This is a genomic window from Halomonas sp. AOP25-F1-15 (assembly GCF_052378675.1).
In the GTDB taxonomy this organism is placed as follows: Bacteria; Pseudomonadota; Gammaproteobacteria; order Pseudomonadales; family Halomonadaceae; genus Vreelandella; species Vreelandella casei.
Genome location: NZ_JBQSXV010000001.1, coordinates 692,705 through 712,241 on the forward strand (window position 1 = coordinate 692,705; position 19,537 = coordinate 712,241).

Below are 19,537 nucleotides of genomic sequence, written 5' to 3' on the forward strand. Positions count from 1 at the left end.
ATGGCGAGATGCTATTCACCTTCTACGCCAATAATGGGCTTTATCGTTCCCCAGTAACGACAGCTGGGGCACTGCCATTGAAGCGCATCACTAGCAAGGCCGCAGCGTTGACAGCGGTGGCGCGTGCGGTTTAGAAGCAGCGCATCAGTATGATGTTTAAGCAATAGCAGGCGCGTATCAGGGGCTTCTTTGCCACTTTGTCGCTGGCTTTCAATGTAAAGATCGATTAAGTAGTCCAGCCCGCCTAGGCTAGGCACGGCGCGCAAGCGCTCGCCGACCAACGTAATGGCTTTGTCGACCCCGTCACGTTGATGAACGAGCTCCCCCAGCGCAATGATAATACTGGTATAAGGTGCTTGCTCAAGCAGTCGAAACAAGTGTGCTTCATAGCCCGCTTCGTCATCTTGGCGTAAGTAGGCGCGTTTAAGCGCCGGCAACATAGTCGGTATGTGTGTGGTTTCTTGATGCACTATGCAATCCAGCCGCTCAATGGCGCGGCCATAATGGCCGTTATCCATCTCTAGGTCAGCCAGTAGCAGGGTAGCGCGAACGCAGTTTTCGTCCAGTTGAAGCGCTTTTTTGAGGTGCCTTTTCGCCAGTGCCCGGCTGGCTTCACTGATTTCTTCGAGCGCTAACTCGCATAGCCAATGGGCTGCGGGGCGTCGCATTGCCGGGCGCTGTTTGAGTATGGGCTGAATTACTTCTAACGCATCTCGCCATGCTTTTTCACGCTCTAATAAATCGATGAGCAGCTGTTTGGCAGCATAGCGGTGATTATCGTCGGTGCTATTTTCCAGCAGAGTATTAAGCAGGCGTTGAGCTCGGTCATGGACGCCGAGTGCCATGAAGTCGCGAGCAAGCTCTAGCTGGATCTGTTCGTTGGTATGCTGAGGGAGCTCTGGGCGGGCTAACAAGTTTTGGTGAATGCTTACCGCTTTATCAGCCTCGCCTCGGGCGCGAAATAATTTGCCCAGGGCAATGTGCGTATCTACGGTGTCGCTGTTCACCGCCAGCACGTTAATGAAGGTATTAATGGCTTCGTCAGGCTGCTCGTTAAGCAGGTAATTGAGCCCGACGAAGTAATCTCGCGATAAGACCTGCGAAGTCGGCGCGGACGATGGATGCTGCTGCCGGCGGCGCGTAGCCTGCCGGTAACCTAGCCCGTAGCCGATAGCAATAGCGGTGAGTAATACGCCTAGCAGCGCAGTATCCAGCATTTATGCCAGTTCCTTGAACTCCTGGGTACGCAGACTATCGAGTTCCTTACGCTGCTGCTTATTATGCCGCTGGCTGCGTGCTAGCGTTGCTTTCAGTCGCACGTAAACACCTAACATCGCGAGCATGCCCAGCAGAACGCCAAAGACTAATGTTGCTAGCAGCCAGACCGAAAGCGATACTGCCGGTAGCTCTAGCCAAATTAGATTCAAGGCAATCGTTTGCTGATTATTGACGGCAAACAGGATGCCTACCAGTACGACTGCCAGCAAAATAACGGCTAAAATCAGCCCTTTTATCCAACGCATGAGAGTTCCCTAGTCTGTGACATTCACGGTAGCTCTATTGTGTACGACTCAAGGCCCGACGTCATCCCAGATTCGGTCGGGTAGTGTAATAACTGATCGCTAGTAGCCAAGAGCGCGGCTAGCGTCGACCTGCTCACGCAGCTCTTTTCCCGGCTTAAAGTGCGGCACATACTTGCCTTCTAAATCAACGGCATCGCCCGTTTTGGGGTTGCGCCCAACCCGCGGCTCTCGGTAGTGCAGCGAAAAGCTGCCGAAGCCGCGGATCTCAACGCGACCGCCACTCGATAGTGCGTCGGTCATATCGTCTAGAATAATGCGCACCGCCGTTTCAACATCTTTGGCGGATAACTCCGGTTGACGCATCGCGATTTGTTCGATTAATTCAGATTTAGTCATCGGTTAGCTCCCTGCGAACATTGAAGGCCGTGACGCGCTCCCGACCTCACTAACATCAAATTCAGCATACTGCGCTATTGAATATAAAACAATTCAGATAAAACAAGGTTCTAGACCCATTAGCAGCATAGGCGAAGTGTGGCGCTGGCGCGACCCTGTAGCTTAGGTATACTGGCTTTTCATTTTTGTGATCTTGAGAGGCTGACGTTGAGCGACGACACATCCCCTGCAGCTGTACGGCGCAAGCGGCTTTATTGGCACTCCCGCCGAGGTATGTGGGAGCTTGATTTGCTGCTAATTCCGTTTCTTGAGCAACGCTTTGATCAGCTTAGTGATGCGGATAAGCTGGCCTATGAGCAATTAATTGAAGGTGAGGACCAGGATCTTTTTGTCTGGCTCATGCATCGGGAGTGGCCTGAAGAAGCCAGCCAGCGTCGCATTGTACAAATGATTGTTGAACATGCTGAAACCACCGATAATTCTGCCTATCGCACCCTCTAACTATTGGCTGTCAGCACAATGCTGCCTTTTTACTGGATTGGCGGCGCTGGGCTATTGGGTCGGCGGTGCGTTAGCGCTGATGCTGGTGAGTACGCTAGGGGCTATCGGCCTCTGGCGTGCTTACACTCAAGCACCTAAAGGCGTGCTTAGCCTTAGTTCAACGGCATCGTCATGCTATGGCCGCTGGCTGCTACCGTTTGATCCAGAGCAGTCGGCGGGTAGCCGCCCATCACTTGGCGATGAATATCAAGTGCGCTGCGACTACTTGGGGCCTTGGTTGATCGGTCTTTACGTGGGAAAGCAGAGGATTTGGCTTTGGCCGGACAGTGCGCCGCCAGAGCGCTTGCGTGAAGTAAGGCGGCTATTTCATCGTCCCGGGCGCTAGATGCATGCTTGAGAGCATTGAAGCGGTGGGTTTAGGCTGCTGATGAGGCCAATCGGTCGTGAAATGCAGGCCGCGTGACTCACGTCGCTGCTGGGCAGCCAGTACTGTCAATATGGCCAGCTGCAGTGCCTGAATTAGGCGACGGCCTTCTGGGGCTGCTTGGATGCCTTCAAGTCCTTCCGCGCTGTTTAACAGCGCCTTTAGCTGCTCCATGGCCGTTTTTAATCCCGCATTGCTGCGCACAATGCACACATGCTGGCTCATCACTTGACGCATGCGCTGGCGAATGTCCTTCAGTGCCGATTGAGAAATAGCGGACGCCGCAGGTTGGGCGGGAGGACGATATTCATCGCGGTGTAAGCCTTTGTCTTGTTTTTGCGCGCAGGCTAATAGTGCTTGTGCGCAGCTCCTAGCAAACACCAAACACTCAAGCAGCGAGTTGCTTGCCATTCGGTTAGCTCCATGCAGGCCTGTGCATGCCGTTTCACCAATGGCATAAAGGTTAATAACGCTGGTAGCGCCTTGCAGGTTGGTGGCGATGCCGCCGCAGCTATAGTGGGCGGCAGGCACCACAGGGATAGCTTGCTGGGTAATATCAATGCCCCGAGTGATGCAATGAGCTTGAATGGTAGGGAAGTGGTGGCGAATGGCCTCGGTGCCTAGATGACGAATATCCAGCCACACGTGGCCGAGCGTGCCGCGCTGTATCTCAGTATCAATAGCGCGGGCGACGATATCGCGAGGCGCCAGCTCGGCGCGTTGATCCAGCGCCAGCATAAAGCGCTGCCCGGTTTCATTTAGCAGGTGTCCACCTTCGCCCCGCACTGCCTCGCTGATCAAAAAGGCGGGGCCTTCAGGGTCAAATAAGCAGGTCGGATGAAACTGCTGAAACTCCAAATTCATTAGCTGGGCGCCCAGCTCGGCGGCCATCATCATGCCTTCGCCGCTGCTTGGGGTTGGCGTTGTGGTGTGTTGATAAAGCCCGCTGGCACCGCCGGTGGCGATAACGGTATGGCGTGCCGTAATCGAGTGCCACTGTTGGTTAAGATCACTGCCATAGGCGCCTCGACACCTACCGCTATCATCTTGTGATAAGCTAACGATTGTTAGGTCGTTGCGCTGCATAATCCGTGGATGCTGTGCGACCTTATCTAATAGCGTCTCTACCACGGCGCGCCCCGTGGCGTCATCTGCGTGGATGATGCGTCGGGCATTGTGGCCACCCTCACGAGTCAGATGATACGGGTAGCGTGCGTCAGGGTCGGTCTCAGGCGTAAAAGGAACGCCTTTATCGATCAGCCACTGAATGGCGGAGGGGCCGTTGGCGACGGTAAACCGAACGGCCTCTGTATCGCACAGGCCATCCCCCGCAACCAGCGTATCGTTAATATGTGCTTCGAGGTTGTCGTCAGGTGAAAGAACCGCGGCAATACCGCCCTGTGCCCAGCGGCTGGCCCCTTGGTCGTCTTGAGCAGGGCGCACGAGCATTACTGACAGGTGGTCAGCAATGTCCAGAGCAAGCGTTAACCCGGCAACGCCGCCGCCAATGATCAGTACGTCGGGTGTTGGCGTGCTCATGATGCCCGCTCCTTATTGTTGGTTCGCGTGCTTGCCGGATGTCAGTTCACGGTCAGTGTCTAGGCGAACGAAAGCCGAGCATCATAGCGTGACAATGACTAAATGACGATATTGCTGAACGCAAAATAGGCCCTGCAAGCGTTCGCCTGGGGCAATAAGAATAGCTAACTCAATAGAAAGGAGGGCAGCCAAAAGCTGAAGAGAAATGAAGAGTCAAACAAAAGAAATGGTGCCCGGAGCCGGACTTGAACCGGCACGGGGTTTCCCCCGAGAGATTTTAAGTCTCTTGCGTCTACCGATTTCGCCATCCGGGCAAATCATTGCAATGTTGTTTCAAATTTTTTTCAAAAAAACTTTGAAAAATGGTGCTTTGAAAAGCCATTGCTACACGAGAAATGTGGAGGCTGGAGTCGGAATCGAACCGGCGTACACGGAGTTGCAGTCCGCTGCATAACCACTCTGCCATCCAGCCTCAAGAGTCATTGGAGCGGGAAAGGAGATTCGAACTCCCGACCCTCGCCTTGGCAAGGCGATGCTCTACCACTGAGCTATTCCCGCTCGACTCGATGGCGAATTATACGGATCACCACCGAGTTGTCAATCAATCAATCTTAGATTGTTACTTATTTATTTATCAGCAGCTTACACGGAGCGACTAGTTACATCGAACGGCTGAGATGCGGCCAGGCGGCTTTTAGATACTGAATCATTGACCAGAGCGTTAGAGCAGCGGCGACATACACTACGACAACGCCTACCAGCGCAAGCGGGTGCGCTGGCGGGAAAGCCAGTAGAATGAGTAAGGAGACCATTTGTAGCGTTGTTTTGAGCTTGCCAACCCATGATACAGCCACCATGCCACGCTTGCCCATTTCCGCCATCCATTCTCGCAGAGCTGAAATAACAATTTCCCGGCCGATAATGACGAGGGCGGGAAGCGTTAGCACTAACGTGTCGTAGCGTTCAATTAATAGTGCCAGGGCCACCACGACCATGAGCTTGTCGGCCACAGGATCTAAAAAAGCGCCAAACGGCGTTGACTGATTCCAGCGGCGTGCTAAATAGCCGTCCAGCCAGTCAGTAATCGAGGCTAGGCCAAATAGCCCCGCTGCCACGGGCATGCTCCAGTTGAACGGGAGATAAAACAGCACCACGAGTAGCGGGATGAAGGCGATTCTCGCCAGGGTCAGTATGTTGGGTATATTCATCGCAGGAAGCGATCCTTGCTGGAAATCATAGGATTCGAAATGTTTGGAGTCATTCTATCCCCCTTAGCCGATAGCATCCATGCTAACAGGATGTTTATCCGTTTAACGCCCGGTAAATACTTTCGGCGAGTGCCGCATTGATACCCGGTACGCGTATAAGTTCATCGCGGCTGGCTTTTTGTACGCCTTGTAGGCCGCCAAAAAAGCGTAATAACTCTCGTCTACGTTTAGGGCCAACGCCAGGAATGTCTTGTAGGGTAGACGTGCGTCTTGCTTTGTCGCGCTGGGCGCGATGTCCGGCAATCGCAAAGCGGTGTGACTCATCCCGAATGTGCTGTATCAGGTGCAGCGCCGGCGAGGAGGGGTCTAGGTTGAGGGGGTTGTCCGCTGTTTCTAAGAATAGGCTTTCAAGCCCCGCCTTACGCGTTGTGCCCTTGGCAACCCCGAGTAGAATGATATTGGTAATATCGAATGCTTTAAACACGCCGCGAGCCATGTTGAGCTGACCTTTACCGCCATCGACAATCAAAATGTCGGGCGCCACCGCTTCGCCACTTTTTACCCGTTTTAGGCGGCGTGTCAACGCTTGCTGCATGGCTGCGTAATCATCGCCTGCGGCTACTCCTTCAATGCGAAAATGCCGATAGTCACTTTTACGCGGCCCCTGGTGATCAAAGACAACGCAGGAGGCAACGGTGGCTTCGCCATGGCTGTGGCTAATATCAAAGCACTCAAGGCGCTGGGGTATTTCGTCTAGCTCCAGTGCTTTCTGTAAGGCGCTAAAACGTTGGGTCAGCTGCGTTTGGTTGGCGAGATGTGACGCCAACTGCTGTTCTGCGTTAGTAATAGCGAGTTGCTGCCACTGGGCACGGTGACCGCGCACCTGGCTAGTCACCCGGATTCGTTTGCCCGCCTGCTGGGTCAGCGCTTCGGCAATCAGATCGCTGTCCTCTAACGGATGGCTGGTGATGACTTCGCTGGGCACGTTATGCGGTTGACCAAAATAATATTGGCTGACGACTTCCGTCAGCAGTATCTCAATCGGCAGGTCTAGATCGTTTTTCGGCGTGTGATGGCGCGCGCCCAGTAGTCGGCCATCGCGAACGCTTAGAACAGAAACACCCAGCGCACCGGGGCGCGTGGCAAGCGCGAAAATATCCGCATCGCCGCCGCCGGTGTCGACAAACTGGCGCTGTTGAAGCTGGCGCAACTGCTGTACTTGATCCCGAAGGCGTGCGGCTTCCTCAAAGTTTAGCGCTTTGCTGGCTGCCTCCATCGCGGCCACCAGCTCTTGGGTCACATTTTCACTTTTACCTTCTAAGCACATCACCGCATGTTCAAGGTCACGGCGGTAATCCTCTGCCGAAATATAGTCAACGCAAGGCGCGCTGCAGCGCTGGATTTGATACTGCAAGCATGGCCGCGAGCGATGCGCGAATACGCTGTCTTCGCAGTTGCGGATATGAAATATTTTTTGCATCAACGATAGGCTTTCGCGCACGGCTCCGCTGCTAGGGTAGGGGCCTAAATAGCGGCCATCGTCGCGCCGTTGACGTGCGCGCTTATACTCTAATGCTGGGTAAGCATGGCGGTCGGTGACAAACACGAAGGGATACGATTTGTCGTCACGCAACAAAATATTGTACGGCGGGCGCAGCTGTTTGATTAGCGTCTGCTCGAGTAGCAGCGCTTCTGTTTCCGTGCGTGTAACAGTGACTTGCACGTCGGCAATGCGGCCAACCATCGCCCGGGTTTTGGTGTTCAACTGGCCGCGGAAATAACTGGATAGGCGTGCTTTAAGGCGCTTGGCCTTACCGACATAAAGCGTATTGCTTTGTTCATCGAGCATGCGATAAACCCCGGGGGAGGTGCTCACGGAGCTCAAGAACTGTTTTGAATCAAAGGTCATATCAGCGTGTCGGTACCCGATTACAGCGGAAGGTGGGGTTATATTTGGGTCGTGTCAAACCCCTCGACCAGCCCATGCCGAAGCGCTAAATGCGTTAGCTCAACGTCAGTGGCAACCTGTAGTTTATCAAAGAGTCGATAGCGATAGGTGTTTACTGTTTTAGGACTTAAATGTAGACGGTCAGAAATATCTTGCACCCGCTGGCAATTAACAATCATGAGCGCGATTTGTAGCTCACGGTGGGAGAGGTGGCTAAAAGGATTGTCTTCATTGGTGAAATGAGAAAGTGCTAAGCGCTGAGCAATTTCCTGGCTGACGTAACGGCCGCCATGAAACACTTGTCGTATGGCCTCGGTCATTTCTAGCGCACCGGCGCCTTTGCTTAAAAAACCTGAAGCACCGGCTTCGAGCATACGTCTCAGTACGCTGTCCTCCATGTGTGCGGTCAAGATGAGGACCTTAATGTCTTCCATCGTGCGGCGAATGCGTCGCGTTGCTTCCAGCCCGCCAATCCCCGGCATACGAATATCCATCAGCACGATATCGGGCTTCAATTGACGGCACTGAGTTACCGCGCTTTCACCGTCGTCGACCTCGCCTACAATTTTAATGTCGGACTCTTCGTTTAGTAGGTGGGCGATACTCGTTCTAACGAGATGGTGGTCATCGGCGATAAGGACACTGATCAATGGACAGGCTCCTGCATGGAAACTTCTTGGGCTCAGGCGTTGGCCTTGTACGCTAATCTATTACATTAACTGCATATAGGGTGCCACAGCTAACAACAAAGGAGAATTAGATAAAAGCAGGTGATTCAAAAACTTGACTGAGATAAATGTTCATCGTAGTATCCGCCTCGCTGCAGGTACGAGCAGTAAGTGGGGCCTTAGCTCAGCTGGGAGAGCGCAACACTGGCAGTGTTGAGGTCAGCGGTTCGATCCCGCTAGGCTCCACCATTATATTCACTGTTATCGATCATCGATAAAAAAGCCTCGCGGTTTAAGCGAGGCTTTTTTTGTCTTAATGTCAGCGGCTACGCTGCAATTTTGCCTAGTAGCAAAAATTCGATAAGCGCTTTTTGTGCGTGTAAACGGTTGCCGGCTTCTTGCCAAACGACCGCACGAGGGTCGTCGAGCAGGGTGAGGCTAATCTCTTCGCCGCGATGAGCCGGCAGGCAGTGCAAGAACAGCGCGTCCTGGCGGGCGCCATCAAGCATCACTTCGGTGACTTGGAAGCCTGCGAAGTCTGCTTCGCGTTTAGCCTGTTCTTCTTCCTGTCCCATTGAAGCCCAAACATCGGTGGTGATTAAGTCAGCGTCTTTGACCGCTGCCTGAGGGTCATGCAGCATGCTAACGTGATCGCCGGCGGCCGCCATTATGTCAGCGCGCGGCTCGTAGCCTTTTGGGCAGCATACGCGCAGATGAAAGCCGAACTGGCGGGCAGCATTGATCCATGAATGGCACATGTTATTGCCATCGCCAATCCATACTGCAGTACGGCCCTTAACGCTGCCGCGTAGCTCGGTCCAGGTCATTACGTCAGCCAGTAGCTGGCAAGGGTGATAGTCATCACTTAACGCGTTAATGACCGGCACACTGCTAGCGCTGGCATAGGTTTCCAGCCCTGCATGTGAAAACGTGCGGATCATCACCGCATCGACCATCTCAGACAGTACGCGAGCAGTGTCTTCAATCGGTTCGCCGCGGCCTAGCTGCGTATCGCGGGGAGAGAGAAATAGTGCGTGGCCACCAAACTGCGCCATTCCTGTTTCAAACGACACCCGCGTGCGCGTTGATGATTTTTCAAAGATCATCGCCAGAGTGCGGTTGGATAATGGTGTATAAACAGGGCCTTGGGCCTTAAGATTGGTCTTAATCGTAATGGCGCGTTGGATTAAATAGTCCAGCTCATCCGGGGACAAATCTAGCAAGGTCAGGAAATGGCGTGTCGCCATAGGGGCTTCTCTCCGCGCAAAAACACTATCCTAGCGATGCGGCAGGGGATGCGCAACGCGTACGGCATGCGTAGAATGATGCCTACACGTTAAGCCTAGCGTTCCACTCGAGCATTAGTGAGTGGGCTCCGGCTATTTTTATGCGAGGAAAATTGTATGAGCACGACTGCCGAAAACATTCAGCGCCAAATTAGCGAAAACCCAATCCTCATCTACATGAAAGGGTCTCCGCAACTGCCACAGTGCGGTTTTTCTGCCCAGACAATTCAAGCGCTGATGAGCTGTGGCGAGCGTTTTGCGTTCGTTAATATCCTCGATAATCCGGATATTCGCGCCGAGCTGCCGAAAATTGCTAACTGGCCGACGTTCCCCCAGCTGTGGGTTGAAGGTGAGCTCGTAGGCGGCTGTGACATCGTGGTAGAAATGCATCAAAGCGGCGAATTGGAAAAGCTAGTAAAAGCCGCTGCTCAGCGCGCTGGTGCGGTAGAAGGCGGCGACAACGCTTAAGCATTACCCTCTCGAAGGAAAAACAGCTTCATGAGCTATCAGGTTCTGGCCCGCAAGTGGCGACCCCGCACATTCCACGAACTCGTGGGCCAGGCCCATGTTCAGCGCGCCTTGGTCAATGCTCTTGATCAGGGCCGCCTGCATCATGCTTATCTGTTTACCGGCACCCGTGGCGTGGGTAAAACCACGCTGGCACGCATTCTTGCCAAATGTTTGAACTGCACCGCCAACGGGCGTGGAGAGGAGGGCGTTACCTCTACTCCCTGCGGTCAGTGTGCGAGCTGCCAGGCTATCGATGAAGGCCGCTTTGTTGACTTGATCGAGGTTGATGCAGCCTCACGCACGAAGGTGGAGGATACCCGCGAGCTGCTAGATAACGTGCAGTATGCGCCCACCCAAGGGCGCTATAAGGTGTACCTGATTGATGAGGTACACATGCTTTCCACTAGCAGCTTTAATGCGCTGCTGAAAACATTAGAAGAGCCACCCCCGCACGTTAAGTTCTTGCTGGCGACCACCGACCCGCAAAAACTGCCGCCGACCGTGCTCTCACGCTGTCTACAGTTTACGCTCAAGCACATGCCGCCTGAGCGAGTGGTTGAGCACCTGACATATGTGTTGGGTGAAGAAGGTGTTGCGTTCGATGAAAGCGCACTGTGGCTGCTGGGTAAGGCCGCCGAAGGCTCAATGCGTGATGCCATGAGCTTAACGGATCAGGCCATCGCATTTGGTCAAGGCTCGGTGCGGCATGCCGATGTAGCCTCAATGCTGGGCACGCTAGATCATCGCCATATTCTGGGGCTGGCAGAAGCGCTAGCCGATGTCGACGTGCAGCGGTTGCTGGCAGAAGTGTCCCAGCTTGCAGAGCAGGGCCCTGATTTTGCCGCTGTATTGGACGAGCTTGCAAGTATGTTGCACCGCTTAGCGGTTGCGCAGATGGTGCCGGACGCCGTTGATAATAGCCACGGCGATCGTGACGTGATCTTACAGTTGGCGAGTCGTTTTACCGCTGAAGATATACAGCTTTATTATCAAATCGGTATTCAAGGCCGTGGCGACATGGTGCACGCGCCGGATTTACGCAGTGCATTAGAGATGACCCTGCTGCGAATGCTGGCCTTTAGACCCCAAGGTGTGCCGAAGCCGCCGCGTACGCCGCTACCGCTGAGAAGTGAGCCTTCCGGAATAACCGCCGGTGATATCAATGCTGCCGCCCAGGTTGCGAGCACATCCGCTGCCTTGCCCGCACCTTCGCCGCCTGTTGAGCCCTCGCCCAGTGAGAGTCACCGAGAGAGTGATCAGCGCGGCGAAGTAGCTCCTCAAACGGCCTTTTCAGCCCAGCCTTCTCAGGCGGAGTCTGAAGGGCCTGTGATTCAAGAGGAGCCGCCACTTCAAGAGCCACCACCTTGGTCAGTTGACACCGAAGTGACGGCCCCCGAGCCCGAGCCTGCGCCTGTTTCTGCCCCCGAACCTGTTGCTGAGCTGGAACCAGAACCAGCATCTTTTCCAGAGCCAGAGCCAGAGCCAGAGCCAGAGCCAGAGCCAGAGCCAGAGCCAGACATCGTGATGCCATCGAATGCTATGGCAGAAAATGGCTCAGATACTTTGGATAACGCGCTCTGGCTGCAGTCTTTTGATTCTCTCGGTCTGGGTGGTTTGACGCGCAACCTTGCTGGCAACTGTTTAGTAGAAAGCGATGATGGCAAGCTGTTAACGCTGCGCTTAGACCCAAGCCAAGCGGCTATGCAGGCGGAAGTTCATCAGACGCGTATCGAGCGTGCGCTTGGCGAGCAGGGAAAGCCGCGCCGAGTGGCATTTTACGTCGCAGAGCTGCCTAGCAATGTTGAAACTCCCCGTAAACGTGAGGAGCGCCTTAATAAAGAGCGGCACGCTCAGGCGGTTGATCTGCTCAACCATGACCCCCATGTACAAAAGTTACAGCAGGCGTTTGGCGCAAAGCTGATAGAATCCAGCGTGAAGCCTGCCGAGCAATTGCGCTAACAGCGCATCCTGTGAGTCACGTCCTTAGACTTTTTTTCAGCCATATTGGAGATCGGATCATGCTTAAAGGTGGAATGGGCAACTTGATGAAGCAGGCCCAAGAAATGCAGGAAAAGATGCAGCACGCCCAGGAAGAAGTCGCCAAGGTTGAGGTTCAGGGCGAAGCGGGCGCTGGTATGGTGAAAGTTACAATGAACGGTCGCCATGACGTTTCCAATGTGACCATCGATCCTAGCGTTATGGAAGAAGATAAGGAGCTGCTGGAAGATTTGCTGGCGGCGGCGGTTAATGATGCGGTACGCAAAGTAGAAGTTAGCTCTAAGGCGAAAATGGAAGAAGCGACGTCCGGGCTGAGTCTTCCTCCCGGCTTTAAGATGCCGTTCTAAGCAATGCGCTTTTCTCCCCTCGTTGAGCAGTTGATGGAGGCTTTTCGCGTTCTGCCCGGCGTTGGACCTAAAACGGCCCAACGCATGGCTATGCACCTCCTCGAGCGCGAGCGCCCAGGCGGGCAACGTCTTGCCGCGGTGATTCAGCAAGCGATTGAGGAAGTGGGTTACTGCCAGCGTTGCCGTACCCTTACAGAGGCTGAAATTTGTGCTCTGTGTGAGAGTGCGCGACGTAACGATGCATTGCTATGTGTCGTAGAGTCGCCTGCTGATCAGTTGGCCATTGAAGAAGCCGGTGGGTTTAAGGGGCGCTACTTTGTCTTGCATGGGCACCTTTCGCCACTGGACGGCATTGGCCCCGAGTCGATTGGTTTAGATTTGCTTGAAGCGCGCGTTGCAGAAGGGCTGGTCGAAGAAGTGGTGCTGGCCACTAACCCAACCATCGAAGGTGAGGCGACGGCTCATTATATTGCCTCGCAGCTTTCTGAATATGGCGTCAAGCTCTCTCGGCTAGCCTACGGAGTGCCAATGGGGGGTGAGCTGGAATACGTCGATGGTGGCACATTGAGTCGCGCGTTTAATGGGCGCCTGCCTTTTACCAGTGAATAAGCCTACTTACTCAGTAGTTCTCTAACCGCAAACGCTCTGGCGATTGTGTGTCAACTTGGAAGAATGCTTTTGTCCTCTCTTACTCCCGCTTTTCAATGGCTTGATACCCCCGATGCGCTCGATGCAGCGTGTGAGCAAGTAGCCGATGCCTCAGTGATTGCACTGGATACCGAATTTTTCCGAGAGAACACGTTTTTCCCTGTTCCTGCGCTATTGCAATTTACAGCGGGAGAGGAGGCTTATTTAATCGATCCAGTGGCGGTGCCATGTACCGAAAAATTCCGCGCTTTGCTGCAAAATAGCGCGATTAAGCTGCTGCATGCCTGCAGCGAGGATTTGGAAGTATTTCAATGCTGGGCAGGCGTTTTGCCTACGCCGTTAGTGGACACGCAGGTAGCGCAGGGTTTTTTAGGCGAAAATCCCAGCATGGGGTATCAAAAGCTGGTCGAATTTTGGTTCGATGAAACGCTTCCTAAAGAGGAAACACGCTCAAACTGGTTAGTGCGCCCATTAACGCCAGCGCAATGCCATTACGCTGCGCTAGACGTTATTTATTTATTGAAAGTATGGGGCCTCCAGGCTGAGAAGCTCGCTGTGTTGGGTCGCCGTGAATGGGTGGATGCTGAGTGCGCCATTTTACTTGAGCAGGCGGGTCGCAGTGTTGAAAACGATCAGCAGTGGTATACCCGGCAACGCCAGCTTTGGCGCTTAGCGCCTCGCCAAATGGAGGCGTATCGTCTAATGACCACGTGGCGCGAGGGTGAGACACGCCGGCGTGATTTACCTCGTAATTGGCTAATTAGTGATAAGTTACTGTTTGCGATCGCAGAAAAAATGCCCGGCAATCGCTTTGAGCTAGCCGAGGTGGAAGGCGTTAAGCCAGTGCTGATTAAAAAAGAGGGTGACACGCTGTTAGCAATGGTAAAGCAGGCACAGCACTGCGACGAGTCGGCCCTGCCAGTGCGCTGGCCTGACCCCATGCATCCTACTTTTAAAACGCGCTTTAAAGTGCTTAAAAAAGTGATCATTGCCAAAGCCGATGACTTAGGCATGGCGCCTGAAATGCTGATGCGTCGTCGAGATATTGAAACGCTCGTGATGCAGGATTTGGCCAGTGAGCCGCATTCATTACCCAGCGGTTGGCGTGGCGAGTGTTTGAATACTGCGCTAGTTCAAGCCCTTGAGGAGCTGCCTTCATGAGCGATAAGTTAATTTGTGATGTCTTCAAAAGCTCGCGTAAAGACGAGATGTATCTATACGTTGATAAGCGTCAGGGGATGACACAGGTGCCAGAATTACTCATGGAGACGTTTGGCAAACCGCTGCCTGTGTTTACCATGCTGCTGACGGCTGACAAAAAGCTTTCACGCGTCAGTGCGGCTGATGTGGTCGAAGGGATTAAGGACAAAGGTTATTATTTGCAGATGCCTCCTCCTAAAGAAGCCTATTTGCTTGATGTGCACCGTGCCCATGTTGCATCACGCTCAGACGCTGAATAGCCGGCATAATGAATTTTCTAGCCCATGCGTGGCTGGCGCGTGCCGGTAGCGATGATTTTCTATACGGCAATCTAATTGCTGACGGCGTTAAAGGTCGCGATTTAAGCGGCTGGTCGGATGCGACTGCCCTGGGTATTCGGCATCACCGCCGCGTGGATGCATGGGTTGATAGCCACCCCTGTGTTGCGGGGGCAAGGCGCCGCGCTCCAACCGCTCAGCGCCGCTATGCAGGAATCGCGTTAGATATGGTCTGGGATCATTTTCTAGCCAGGGATATGGCCGGCCGACAAGATCACGAGCAGTTGATTGAGCGCTGCTATCAGCTGCTTTCGACGCGCCCAGCCCCCAATCGCTTGGCTGGCATGATGCCGCTGCTGGTCAAGCATGACTGGCTAAGAGGCTACGCTGACTTTGAATTCACTTGCCGTGCCGTTGCTGGCATTGGGCGCCGCTTATCCGGCCCGAATCAGCTTGCGGCGCTTGTGCCGTGGCTGCATGACGATTATCCAAGGCTAGAGCAAGATTTTCAGTCGTTATGGCCGGTTTTATTTGAAGCGCTAAGTTTGAAGCATTAAGTTTGAAGCATTAAGTTTGAAACACTCAGTCGCCAAAACACAGCTTTATAGCGTGTGTTGCCGCGTGACAATGAAGGAGGAGGCGATGAAAGCCACCATGCGCGAACGTTTCTGGGAGCGCTTTACGCTTGAAGAACTCACGCCGCCAGAATGGGAGGCACTGTGCGATGGGTGCGGGCAGTGTTGCTTGCTAAAGTTGCACGATGAAGAAACCCAAGAGCTAGCGGTGCTTAACGTTGCCTGCCGTTTGCTGGATATTCAGTCGTGCCAATGCAGTGACTACCCGAATCGTTTTGACAGCGTACCTGACTGTACCCAGCTCACGCCTGCACTGGTCAAAGAGTTCACCTGGTTGCCACAAAGCTGCGGCTATCGGCGAGTCTCGGAAGGGCGCAAGTTGGCCGGCTGGCACCCGCTATTGAGTAACGATGCAGAGCGGGTTCATCGCAAGGGGATCAGTGTGCGCAGTTTTGCCGTATCGCAAGATGATGTGCCAGAAAAACAGCTAGAATCCCACATCATCGCGATTCTGCCGATGTAACCTTCGCTTATTTAAGCGTTGGATTTAGGCGAATCCCAAATAGACAGAAACACGTCCTTAAATGCTGAGCGCTCTTGTTTAGCAGGCGCTGCGTTTGCTGGCTTTTTGCTTGCAGCTTTTTTCTGGCGTGGCGCATCCCAAATAGTGGGAAAATGGTCTTGGTATTTCATAATATCTCCAGATAGCCTTGATTAGACGTTAGTGCATGCGACTAATGTCTAGTATGGCGTATTTTTATTGGTCTGTGAATATTTTATGGAAAGTATTTTCATAAAGGTTGATGCGCGCTGTTGACGAGGGTTACTCAGCAGTGGTGTTTATTGACAGCCAATAAAAAAGCAGCGCTTGAAGCGCTGCTTTTAAGTGACTCTTGCGTAGGCTAGTAATGTGGGGGTTAGCTGGGCGTTGGCTGCTCCGCGAGCCCCATCGCCCACAGAATAAAGGCATCTTGCCTTGCGGTGTCCTGCCACGCTTTAAAACGCCCTGACGCGCCGCCGTGGCCGCTACTCATATCAGTGCGCATTAGAATAGGCGCTGAGCCTTGCTGCTGTTGAGATACCTGGGCATAGAATTTGGCAGGCTCCCAGTAACTCACACGCGTGTCGAACCAGCTGCCTTCAATCCAGAGTGCAGGATATGCCTGAGATTTGATGTTATCGATCGGCGAATAGCCGCTAATTCGCTCGGCCACTTCGACTTCTTCGGGATTGCCCCATTCGCTGTACTCCGCGGTGGTCAGGGGAAGCTCAGGATTCTGCATGGTGCGTAATACGTCAAGGAAGGGCACGTCTAGCAGTGCTGCGCAAAACGCCTCGGGTGCTCGGTTGATGCAGGTGCCGACCAATAATCCACCCGCACTCGCGCCACAGGCCACTATGCGCTGAGGGTCACTGACAGCTTGTTCAACAAGCGCCTCACGCGCGGCCAGAAAGTCATTAAAGCTGTTTTCTTTGTGGGCCATCTTGCCGTTTAAGTACCAGGGTTCGCCGCGTTCGCCGCCTCCTCGCACGTGTGCAACGGCAAAGGCTGCACCGCGTTCAAGTAGCTCTAAACGTGCGATAGAGAACCATGGATCAAGCGCTTCGCCGTAGGCGCCATAGCCGTACAGCAGTGTGGGCAGAGGTTGATCTGCCAGGTCTGCACGCATGACGATTGAGACAGGCACCTGCTCGCCATCCTGGCTTGTCGCCCATAGGCGGCGGCTGACCAGTTGTTCGGGCAAAAGATTGCCGTAAACGGGCACGCGTTTTAGCAGCGTGCGCTGGCCGTTCGTAAGATCGAGCGCGAACCAGCTGGGCGGCTGGATAAAGGACTCTTCGCGCAGTTGAAGCACCTGGCTATCGAAATGAGGTGCATCTTCTAATAGCTGTGAGCAGGGCTGCTCGGGTAGTGCCAGATACTCATCCAAGGTGCAGCTATGCTGATCATCTAAGACAAGCCGCCGTAGGCGCACCTGTGCCTGGGCATGGTCACGCTCCGCGAGCATTAGTCCCCAAGAAAATGCATCAATGCCTTCAAGCGTTGCGTCTTCGCGGTGGCCGATGAGTGTCTGCCACTTAGGCTGGGGCTGACCAAGCTGGTTTTCCGGCAGGTGATCAAGTTGAAAGTGAGCGCCGGATTGATTGTGTAAGCGGTAAAACGACCCAGGACGGTGGTCGATGCTGTACTCAACGCCTGCTTGGCGTGTTTGAATACATATCGGCGTAGTGGCAGGAGAGTGCGCCGGTACCAGATGAATTTCGCTAGTATCTTTTGAGCCGCTTTCAAGCTGTAGCCACGCTTTCGACCGGGTTTTGCCGATACCGAGCCAAAATTCAGGATCATCTTCGCGTAACACAAGGATGGGGGCCGTTGCGGCATGTGGCTCTGTCAGCGCCAGCGGTAGACGCCATACGCTATCTGGGCGCTGGGTGTCGTCAAAGCGCGTGAACAGCAGCGTTGCCGTCTTTGCTGTTTGATCTTCTGCCCAGCAAAGGCCTGCGCCAATATCGCTTAATAATTGCAGGGGCTGGCCGTTAGGCAGTGCTTTTAGCCACAGCGTAAAGCGCTCGTCGCCCTGAGTGTCTTCCGTCCAGGCTAGCCACTGCTCGTCCGGGGAGAGTGCCATATCGCCCATGTCATAAAAGTCATATTCTGCGGCGCGGGCACCGACATCAAAAAAACACTCCTGCTGTTCGTGTCTAGCGTTAGGATGACGCCACCAGCAGGGGTAATCATCTTTAGCGCCGGTTTCGCTCCAGAACGTGAAGTGGTCAAGCGCTGTCTTAAGGCTAGTCACTGCAAGCTCGCGGCGTGCCAAATGGCTTTGATATAATGCTTCTTCTAGCGGTGCTAGCGGGGTGAACCAAGCAGCCTGCTGCTCATTGGCAGCCTCTAAAAAGGCAGTAACCTCTGAATCATCGCGCTTTTCTAACCAGTGCCATTGAGGGTCATTAGCGCGATAATAGCGCGCAGCGGGTAAGTTTGAGTGGATGCTTGGCTGTGCTTTCATAAATTCATAGGTACCATAACGAGAAATCAACGTCGGGTGAGTTCACCCACATGAGGGGTATTATGTTAATTGCAAATTCAACGTCAATGTTGTGGTTAAGTTACTACGGCGTAGCGCTGTTAGTGATTGTCGCTGTTTACTTTGCGCTATCTCTGCTGCCCCGTTTGCCACGGCTGGTGCTGACATGGTGTGTCGCTGGCGCCGTGCTGATGCCCGCTAGTTTTCGGCTGCCGTTGATAGAGGAGGGTGAATTCTATACCGGTTGGGCACCGTCGGCGATGGTGTCAGCGGTGGGTTTTTTAGAACATAACGGTGCAGCGCTGCGTGGAGGCCTGATGTGGCTGATATTTGGCGTCGCCGTGGGTGCGCTTATTGGTGTCGCTCTGTGGTGGTGGCGTCGCCCTGATGAATACGACTATGTCGAGCAGGACGAAGAGCGCGACGGTGTTGCGCAGCCTTCACGCCGTCGTGAACCGGTGATTGGTTAATGATTTTATGCGCCTGGGTGATTGCCCTTGTGAGAGGCCCTGCGTGCCAGATTATGTTGAGATCTTTACGGGTGGCTAGGCATGTGTGAGTTATTGGGCATGAGCGCTAATGTACCCACTGATATTTGTTTTAGCTTCTCGGGCTTTTTACACCGTGGGGGCGGGACGGGCCCTCACCGTGATGGCTGGGGTATCGCTTTCTATGAGGAAGGCGGCTATCGCGATTTTCGAGATCCGTATCCTTCGGTCAATTCGCCTATTGCTCGATTGATTTGCGACTATCCCATTAAGTCCAATGTGGTGATTAGCCATATCCGGCAAGCCAATGTGGGCGGAGTGCGGTTGTCCAATACGCATCCGTTTATGCGCGAAATGTGGGGGCGCCCTTGGTGTTATGCGCACAACGGTCAGTTAAGCAGCTGGGAAAATCTACCGTTAGGCAGTTATACCCCGGTGGGCAGTACGGATAGTGAGCATGCCTACTGTTGGCTGCTAGGCGAGCTACGACGAGCCTTTCCGACACCGCCCGATACACTTGAAAGCCTGTGGGAGCGTTTACACCAACTGTGTGAGCAGTTAAGAGCGCTAGGCGTATTCAATATGCTGCTCTCCGACGGCCATTATTTATATACCTTTTGCGCTACTAAGCTTGCGCACATAACGCGCTGCGCGCCGTTTGGCGATGCTGAACTATCTGATGCTGAAATGACGGTCAACTTCGCTGAGCATACCACCCCCGATGATATTGTTTCGGTTATTGCCACTGAGCCACTTACCCATAATGAAGCCTGGGAGAAAATGGTGCCTGGTGAGCTATTAGTCTGGCGCGATGGAGAAATTCAGGCGCGATACTGTCCATAAATGAATGAGTTGCTAAAGTAGCAGGTGAGAGTGAGCAATGATTAAGACGTATTTGGCGCTAGGCTAAGGTTGAAACGTAGGTTTTAATCGATCGTTTTACAGCCCTTTACGCGTCGTATATCGTT

General features: G+C 53.7%; 21 protein-coding genes and 4 tRNA genes. 13 read left to right on the plus strand and 12 right to left on the minus strand.

Annotated features, from left to right (window positions below; all coding sequences use genetic code 11):
• Window positions 1-11 precede the first annotated feature (11 nt).
• The 3 genes from lapB to ACT3TF_RS03115 all read right to left on the minus strand — a co-directional run bounded on the left by lapB (window position 12) and on the right by ACT3TF_RS03115 (window position 1,919).
• Window positions 12-1,217, minus strand: a complete 1,206-nt coding sequence (lapB, locus tag ACT3TF_RS03105) for a lipopolysaccharide assembly protein LapB (protein ID WP_096279158.1) — start codon at window positions 1,215-1,217, stop codon at window positions 12-14.
• Window positions 1,218-1,523 carry a LapA family protein gene (locus ACT3TF_RS03110; RefSeq protein ID WP_096279160.1) on the minus strand — a complete coding sequence of 102 codons (306 nt, stop codon included), beginning with the start codon at window positions 1,521-1,523 and terminating at the stop codon, window positions 1,218-1,220. It lies immediately after the preceding gene.
• A gap of 99 nt (window positions 1,524-1,622) precedes the next feature.
• Window positions 1,623-1,919 carry an integration host factor subunit beta gene (locus tag ACT3TF_RS03115; RefSeq protein WP_096279162.1) on the minus strand — a complete coding sequence of 99 codons (297 nt, stop codon included), beginning with the start codon at window positions 1,917-1,919 and terminating at the stop codon, window positions 1,623-1,625.
• Between the two features lie 207 nt (window positions 1,920-2,126).
• Here ACT3TF_RS03115 and ACT3TF_RS03120 point away from each other — a divergent pair, with 207 nt between their 5' ends.
• Together ACT3TF_RS03120 and ACT3TF_RS03125 are read left to right on the plus strand one after the other, a co-directional pair.
• Window positions 2,127-2,420, plus strand: a complete 294-nt coding sequence (locus ACT3TF_RS03120; protein ID WP_096282327.1) for an FAD assembly factor SdhE — start codon at window positions 2,127-2,129, stop codon at window positions 2,418-2,420.
• The gene (locus ACT3TF_RS03125) at window positions 2,380-2,805 is read left to right on the plus strand and encodes a hypothetical protein (RefSeq protein WP_444625378.1); all 426 of its coding nucleotides are present in this window, start codon (window positions 2,380-2,382) and stop codon (window positions 2,803-2,805) included. Before ACT3TF_RS03120 ends, ACT3TF_RS03125 begins: the two co-directional genes overlap by 41 nt.
• On the opposite strand, the gene nadB is transcribed toward ACT3TF_RS03125, so the two are convergent.
• The 7 genes from nadB to uvrY form a co-directional block, all read right to left on the minus strand.
• Window positions 2,782-4,383, minus strand: a complete 1,602-nt coding sequence (gene nadB, locus ACT3TF_RS03130; RefSeq protein WP_096279164.1) for an L-aspartate oxidase — start codon at window positions 4,381-4,383, stop codon at window positions 2,782-2,784. The genes ACT3TF_RS03125 and nadB overlap by 24 nt on opposite strands.
• 227 nt (window positions 4,384-4,610) lie before the next feature.
• A tRNA-Leu gene (locus tag ACT3TF_RS03135) sits at window positions 4,611-4,697 on the minus strand.
• A gap of 84 nt (window positions 4,698-4,781) precedes the next feature.
• Window positions 4,782-4,855: transfer RNA gene (locus ACT3TF_RS03140), tRNA-Cys, on the minus strand.
• 11 nt (window positions 4,856-4,866) lie between these two features.
• Window positions 4,867-4,941, minus strand: a tRNA-Gly gene (locus ACT3TF_RS03145).
• A gap of 101 nt (window positions 4,942-5,042) precedes the next feature.
• Entirely contained in the window at window positions 5,043-5,591 is a 549-nt protein-coding gene (gene pgsA, locus ACT3TF_RS03150; protein ID WP_096279166.1) for a CDP-diacylglycerol--glycerol-3-phosphate 3-phosphatidyltransferase, read from the minus strand.
• 94 nt (window positions 5,592-5,685) lie between these two features.
• The gene (gene uvrC, locus ACT3TF_RS03155; RefSeq protein ID WP_444671551.1) at window positions 5,686-7,500 is read right to left on the minus strand and encodes an excinuclease ABC subunit UvrC; all 1,815 of its coding nucleotides are present in this window, start codon (window positions 7,498-7,500) and stop codon (window positions 5,686-5,688) included.
• 38 nt (window positions 7,501-7,538) lie between these two features.
• Entirely contained in the window at window positions 7,539-8,189 is a 651-nt protein-coding gene (gene uvrY / locus ACT3TF_RS03160) for a UvrY/SirA/GacA family response regulator transcription factor (RefSeq protein WP_096279170.1), read from the minus strand.
• 191 nt (window positions 8,190-8,380) lie between these two features.
• Between uvrY and ACT3TF_RS03165 the strand changes: the two genes are divergently transcribed.
• A tRNA-Ala gene (locus ACT3TF_RS03165) sits at window positions 8,381-8,456 on the plus strand.
• 77 nt (window positions 8,457-8,533) lie between these two features.
• Here ACT3TF_RS03165 and argF read toward each other — a convergent pair.
• Window positions 8,534-9,454, minus strand: a complete 921-nt coding sequence (gene argF, locus ACT3TF_RS03170; RefSeq protein ID WP_096279172.1) for an ornithine carbamoyltransferase — start codon at window positions 9,452-9,454, stop codon at window positions 8,534-8,536.
• A gap of 156 nt (window positions 9,455-9,610) precedes the next feature.
• On the opposite strand from argF, the gene grxD reads away from it, so the two are divergent.
• The 8 genes from grxD to ACT3TF_RS03210 all read left to right on the plus strand — a co-directional run bounded on the left by grxD (window position 9,611) and on the right by ACT3TF_RS03210 (window position 15,572).
• Complete coding sequence (gene grxD / locus ACT3TF_RS03175) at window positions 9,611-9,961, plus strand: Grx4 family monothiol glutaredoxin (RefSeq protein WP_096279174.1); 351 nt, start codon at window positions 9,611-9,613, stop codon at window positions 9,959-9,961.
• A 30-nt stretch (window positions 9,962-9,991) separates the two neighbouring features.
• Window positions 9,992-11,962 (plus strand): DNA polymerase III subunit gamma/tau, encoded by a 1,971-nt coding sequence (gene dnaX / locus ACT3TF_RS03180; RefSeq protein WP_444671552.1) that lies wholly within the window; start codon window positions 9,992-9,994, stop codon window positions 11,960-11,962.
• A gap of 59 nt (window positions 11,963-12,021) precedes the next feature.
• Window positions 12,022-12,348 carry a YbaB/EbfC family nucleoid-associated protein gene (locus tag ACT3TF_RS03185; RefSeq protein ID WP_096279178.1) on the plus strand — a complete coding sequence of 109 codons (327 nt, stop codon included), beginning with the start codon at window positions 12,022-12,024 and terminating at the stop codon, window positions 12,346-12,348.
• 3 nt (window positions 12,349-12,351) lie between these two features.
• Window positions 12,352-12,957: a recombination mediator RecR gene (gene recR / locus ACT3TF_RS03190; RefSeq protein WP_096279181.1), complete on the plus strand. Its 606-nt coding sequence runs from the start codon at window positions 12,352-12,354 to the stop codon at window positions 12,955-12,957.
• A gap of 63 nt (window positions 12,958-13,020) precedes the next feature.
• A complete protein-coding gene (rnd, locus tag ACT3TF_RS03195) occupies window positions 13,021-14,157 on the plus strand; it encodes a ribonuclease D (RefSeq protein WP_444671553.1) in 1,137 nt (378 codons plus the stop codon).
• Complete coding sequence (locus ACT3TF_RS03200) at window positions 14,154-14,456, plus strand: YcgL domain-containing protein (RefSeq protein WP_096279185.1); 303 nt, start codon at window positions 14,154-14,156, stop codon at window positions 14,454-14,456. Before rnd ends, ACT3TF_RS03200 begins: the two co-directional genes overlap by 4 nt.
• An 8-nt stretch (window positions 14,457-14,464) precedes the next feature.
• Window positions 14,465-15,031: an ACP phosphodiesterase gene (locus ACT3TF_RS03205; RefSeq protein ID WP_441684207.1), complete on the plus strand. Its 567-nt coding sequence runs from the start codon at window positions 14,465-14,467 to the stop codon at window positions 15,029-15,031.
• Between the two features lie 85 nt (window positions 15,032-15,116).
• The gene (locus ACT3TF_RS03210) at window positions 15,117-15,572 is read left to right on the plus strand and encodes a YcgN family cysteine cluster protein (RefSeq protein WP_096282329.1); all 456 of its coding nucleotides are present in this window, start codon (window positions 15,117-15,119) and stop codon (window positions 15,570-15,572) included.
• Between the two features lie 394 nt (window positions 15,573-15,966).
• On the opposite strand, the gene ACT3TF_RS03215 is transcribed toward ACT3TF_RS03210, so the two are convergent.
• Window positions 15,967-18,063 (minus strand): S9 family peptidase, encoded by a 2,097-nt coding sequence (locus tag ACT3TF_RS03215; protein ID WP_444671554.1) that lies wholly within the window; start codon window positions 18,061-18,063, stop codon window positions 15,967-15,969.
• A 62-nt stretch (window positions 18,064-18,125) separates the two neighbouring features.
• On the opposite strand from ACT3TF_RS03215, the gene ACT3TF_RS03220 reads away from it, so the two are divergent.
• Window positions 18,126-18,551 carry a hypothetical protein gene (locus tag ACT3TF_RS03220; protein ID WP_096279189.1) on the plus strand — a complete coding sequence of 142 codons (426 nt, stop codon included), beginning with the start codon at window positions 18,126-18,128 and terminating at the stop codon, window positions 18,549-18,551.
• Window positions 18,552-18,632: 81 nt separating this feature from the next.
• Window positions 18,633-19,412: a class II glutamine amidotransferase gene (locus tag ACT3TF_RS03225; protein ID WP_096279191.1), complete on the plus strand. Its 780-nt coding sequence runs from the start codon at window positions 18,633-18,635 to the stop codon at window positions 19,410-19,412.
• Window positions 19,413-19,537: the final 125 nt, after the last annotated feature.

Bases quoted from the DNA above. Each gene is read 5' to 3' on its own strand.
- ACT3TF_RS03205 (WP_441684207.1), top strand. From the start codon at position 14,465: ATGAATTTTCTAGCCCATGCGTGGCTGGCGCGTGCCGGTAGCGATGAT.
- ACT3TF_RS03225 (WP_096279191.1), top strand. From the start codon at position 18,633: ATGTGTGAGTTATTGGGCATGAGCGCTAATGTACCCACTGATATTTGT.
- nadB (WP_096279164.1), bottom strand. From the start codon at position 4,383: ATGAGCACGCCAACACCCGACGTACTGATCATTGGCGGCGGCGTTGCC.
- pgsA (WP_096279166.1), bottom strand. From the start codon at position 5,591: ATGAATATACCCAACATACTGACCCTGGCGAGAATCGCCTTCATCCCG.
- lapB (WP_096279158.1), bottom strand. From the start codon at position 1,217: ATGCTGGATACTGCGCTGCTAGGCGTATTACTCACCGCTATTGCTATC.
- ACT3TF_RS03125 (WP_444625378.1), top strand. From the start codon at position 2,380: ATGCTGAAACCACCGATAATTCTGCCTATCGCACCCTCTAACTATTGG.
- ACT3TF_RS03185 (WP_096279178.1), top strand. From the start codon at position 12,022: ATGCTTAAAGGTGGAATGGGCAACTTGATGAAGCAGGCCCAAGAAATG.
- ACT3TF_RS03200 (WP_096279185.1), top strand. From the start codon at position 14,154: ATGAGCGATAAGTTAATTTGTGATGTCTTCAAAAGCTCGCGTAAAGAC.
- recR (WP_096279181.1), top strand. From the start codon at position 12,352: ATGCGCTTTTCTCCCCTCGTTGAGCAGTTGATGGAGGCTTTTCGCGTT.
- ACT3TF_RS03115 (WP_096279162.1), bottom strand. From the start codon at position 1,919: ATGACTAAATCTGAATTAATCGAACAAATCGCGATGCGTCAACCGGAG.
- ACT3TF_RS03220 (WP_096279189.1), top strand. From the start codon at position 18,126: ATGTTAATTGCAAATTCAACGTCAATGTTGTGGTTAAGTTACTACGGC.
- dnaX (WP_444671552.1), top strand. From the start codon at position 9,992: ATGAGCTATCAGGTTCTGGCCCGCAAGTGGCGACCCCGCACATTCCAC.
- ACT3TF_RS03215 (WP_444671554.1), bottom strand. From the start codon at position 18,063: ATGAAAGCACAGCCAAGCATCCACTCAAACTTACCCGCTGCGCGCTAT.
- ACT3TF_RS03210 (WP_096282329.1), top strand. From the start codon at position 15,117: ATGAAAGCCACCATGCGCGAACGTTTCTGGGAGCGCTTTACGCTTGAA.
- ACT3TF_RS03110 (WP_096279160.1), bottom strand. From the start codon at position 1,523: ATGCGTTGGATAAAAGGGCTGATTTTAGCCGTTATTTTGCTGGCAGTC.
- rnd (WP_444671553.1), top strand. From the start codon at position 13,021: ATGCTTTTGTCCTCTCTTACTCCCGCTTTTCAATGGCTTGATACCCCC.
- grxD (WP_096279174.1), top strand. From the start codon at position 9,611: ATGAGCACGACTGCCGAAAACATTCAGCGCCAAATTAGCGAAAACCCA.
- uvrC (WP_444671551.1), bottom strand. From the start codon at position 7,500: ATGACCTTTGATTCAAAACAGTTCTTGAGCTCCGTGAGCACCTCCCCC.
- argF (WP_096279172.1), bottom strand. From the start codon at position 9,454: ATGGCGACACGCCATTTCCTGACCTTGCTAGATTTGTCCCCGGATGAG.